3 protein-coding genes and 2 tRNA genes are annotated in these 2,942 nt (G+C 64.8%); 4 read left to right on the top strand and 1 reads right to left on the bottom strand.

Annotated elements, in window-relative coordinates; translation table 11 throughout:
* Nucleotides 1-3: 3 nt before the first annotated feature.
* A tRNA-Gly gene (locus B3587_RS03580) sits at nt 4-77 on the bottom strand.
* A gap of 241 nt (nt 78-318) precedes the next feature.
* On the opposite strand from B3587_RS03580, the gene B3587_RS03575 reads away from it, so the two are divergent.
* The 4 genes from B3587_RS03575 to B3587_RS03560 form a co-directional block, all read left to right on the top strand.
* A tRNA-Pro gene (locus B3587_RS03575) sits at nt 319-392 on the top strand.
* A 70-nt stretch (nt 393-462) separates the two neighbouring features.
* Entirely contained in the window at nt 463-1,893 is a 1,431-nt protein-coding gene (gene tig, locus B3587_RS03570) for a trigger factor (protein WP_292726611.1), read from the top strand.
* Nucleotides 1,894-2,028: 135 nt separating this feature from the next.
* A complete protein-coding gene (locus B3587_RS03565) occupies nt 2,029-2,643 on the top strand; it encodes an ATP-dependent Clp protease proteolytic subunit (RefSeq protein ID WP_292726613.1) in 615 nt (204 codons plus the stop codon).
* 33 nt (nt 2,644-2,676) lie between these two features.
* Nucleotides 2,677-2,942 (top strand): ATP-dependent Clp protease proteolytic subunit (locus B3587_RS03560; RefSeq protein ID WP_292726610.1); only part of this gene is annotated, 266 nt, incomplete at its 3' end.

Genomic DNA, 2,942 nt, shown 5'->3' with positions numbered 1-2,942 from the left:
CGATGGAGGGGGCGACGGGAATCGAACCCGCACAACCAGTTTGGAAGACTGGGACTCTACCATTGAGCTACGCCCCCGCAGCGGCCGGAGCCGCAGCATCCGACAGTCTATAGGGCACCGCGACCCGTCCTCGCATCCGCGGCCCAACCGGGCCTCGTGAAGGTAGGAGAAATCGCCTGGGTAGGACGGATGCCGGGCCGATCGTCCTTCCTTAGGAAGAAGTCCTACGGCGGCGAGAAGGTCGGCCCCCGCAACGTCGGTCCGCGCGTCAGCTAGACTTCTGTGGGCCGTCTGTCGCACAGCGCGTGAGATCCCGCCCGGGGCGTAGCTCAGCTTGGTAGAGCGCCCGCTTTGGGAGCGGGAAGTCGCAGGTTCAAATCCTGTCGCCCCGACGTCACGGCCTTACACCCAGACCTTCCACCGCGCTTCGGTGCGGTGCAGCACGAGGAGAACAACACAGGCATGGTCACCAGCACTGTCGAGAAGCTCAGCCCCACCCGCGTCAAGCTGCTGCTCTCGATCACCCCCGACGAACTCAAGCCGAGCATCGCGCACGCTTACGAGCACATCGCGAAGGATGTCCAGATCCCCGGCTTCCGCAAGGGCAAGGTGCCTGCGCCGATCATCGATCAGCGCATCGGTCGGGGTGCCGTTCTCGAGCATGCCGTCAACGACGGACTCGACCGCTTCTACCGCGAGGCGGTAGAAGCTCAGGAGCTCCGCGTTATCGGTCGCCCGAGCGCCGACATCACCGAGTGGCCGAACGAGAAGGACTTCTCGGGCGACCTGAAGGTCGAGATCGAGGTGGACGTTCGCCCCGAGGTCACGCTCCCCGCGCTTGACAGTCTCACTGTCGAGATCGAGGCAGTCGAGGTCGACGAGGCCGCGGTGGATGCCGAACTCGACAAGCTGCGCGCGCGCTTCGGCACGCTCATCACCGTCGACCGCCCCGCCACTTCCGGTGACTTCGTCGAGCTGGATCTCGTCGCCACCATCGAGGGCGCCGAGATCGACCGCGCCGAAGGCGTGTCCTACGAGGTCGGCTCCGGTGAACTGCTCGAGGGCATCGACGAGGCAATCGAATCCCTCACCGCAGGTGAAGACACGACGTTCCGTTCGAAGCTCGTCGGTGGAGATCACGCCGGTGAAGAGGCTGAAGTTGCGGTCACCGTCACCAGCGTGAAGGAGCGCGAACTGCCCGAGGCAGACGACGACTTCGCGCAGATCGCGAGCGAGTTCGACACGATCGCGGAGCTCCGCGAAAGCCTGCGCACCACCGCATCGCAGCAGTCGGGCCTGCAGCAGACCTCTGCCGCCCGCGACAAGCTCGTCGACCTCCTCCTCGAGCAGGTCGAGATCCCCGTGCCGGCCGGACTCATCGAAGACGAGGTGCACCAGCACCTCGAGGGTGAGGGACGTCTGGAGGATGACGAGCACCGCGCAGAGGTGACCGAAGCGTCTGAGAAGCAGTTCCGCACGCAGATGATCCTCGACAAGCTCACCGAAACCTACGACGTCAAGGTGTCGCAGGATGAGCTCACCCAGTACCTGATCCAGTCGGCTGCGCAGTACGGCATGTCGCCGCAGGACTTCGTCAACGCCATCCAGCAGGGTAACCAGCTGCCCGCCATGGTCGGCGAAGTTGCCCGCAGCAAGGCTCTTGTTCACGCCCTTCGAGACGTGAAGATCGTCGACACGACCGGAGCCGCCGTAGACCTGTCGGCGCACCTCATCCTCGGTGAGGACGAGGCAGAGGCCGAAGAAGAGGTCGTCGAAGAAGCGCAGGGCATTGCGGATGCCGCCGCCGACGCCGACGAGATCATCGAGGCCGAAGAGGAGCCGGCTCCCAAGAAGCGCGCGCCGCGCAAGTCGACGAAGGCCGACGCCGAGTAAGACCACTGAGCGGATGCCTCGACCACATCGGTCGAGGCATCCGTCGTTTCTTGGGGTAGCGCGTGCGCGCCCCGCGCAGCACGATCTGCCCACGGCGAACACGAGCGGGTCGCGCGAACCCCGCCGGTAGATTCGATCTCACGCAACGAAACGGGAGCACACATGGCTGAACCACTGGTCGCGACGAGCGTCTTCGACAGGCTGCTGAGAGACCGCATCATCTGGCTGGGATCAGAGGTGCGCGACGAGAACGCCAACGAGATCTGCGCGAAGATCCTGCTGCTGGCCGCCGAGGACTCGCAGAAGGACATCTACCTCTACATCAACTCTCCCGGTGGCTCGATCACCGCCGGTATGGCCATCTACGACACGATGCAGTTCGTGCCGAACGACATCGTCACCGTCGGCATCGGAATGGCCGCATCGATGGGCCAGCTGCTGCTGACAAGCGGCACAAAGGGCAAGCGTTACATCACCCCCAATGCCCGCGTGCTCCTGCACCAGCCGCACGGTGGCTTCGGTGGCACGGCGAGCGACATCCAGACGCAGGCGCAGCTCATCACATCGATGAAGAACCGCCTCGCTGAGATCACCGCCGCGCAAACCGGCAAGTCGGTCGAGCAGATCAACGAGGACGGTGACCGCGACCGCTGGTTCACCGCCGAGGAGGCGCTGGCCTACGGCTTCGTCGATCACATCCGCGAGCACGCTGCGGATGTCGCCGGCGGCGGCGGCACTGATGCGAACTAATCAGCGAGCGACGGCAGAAGAGAGAGAACCCGCATGAACACCCCGAACCTTCGCCTCCCGCAGGCCTCGCCCGCTGCGCTGCAGATGCCGGGCAGCCGGTACGTGCTCCCGCAGTTCGAGGAGCGCACCGCCTACGGTTACAAGCGCCAGGACCCGTACAACAAGCTGTTCGAAGATCGCGTCATCTTCCTGGGTGTCCAGGTTGACGACGCCTCCGCCGACGATGTGATGGCGCAGCTGCTCGTCCTCGAGTCGCAGGATCCCGACCGCGACATCATCATGTACATCAACTCGCCCGG

Origin of the sequence: Microbacterium sp. UBA837 (assembly GCF_002296025.1) — a bacterium.
Classification (GTDB): Bacteria; Actinomycetota; Actinomycetes; order Actinomycetales; family Microbacteriaceae; genus Microbacterium.
The sequence above is the reverse complement of the archived record's forward strand: the minus strand, read 5'-3'. Positions and strand labels throughout refer to the sequence as shown.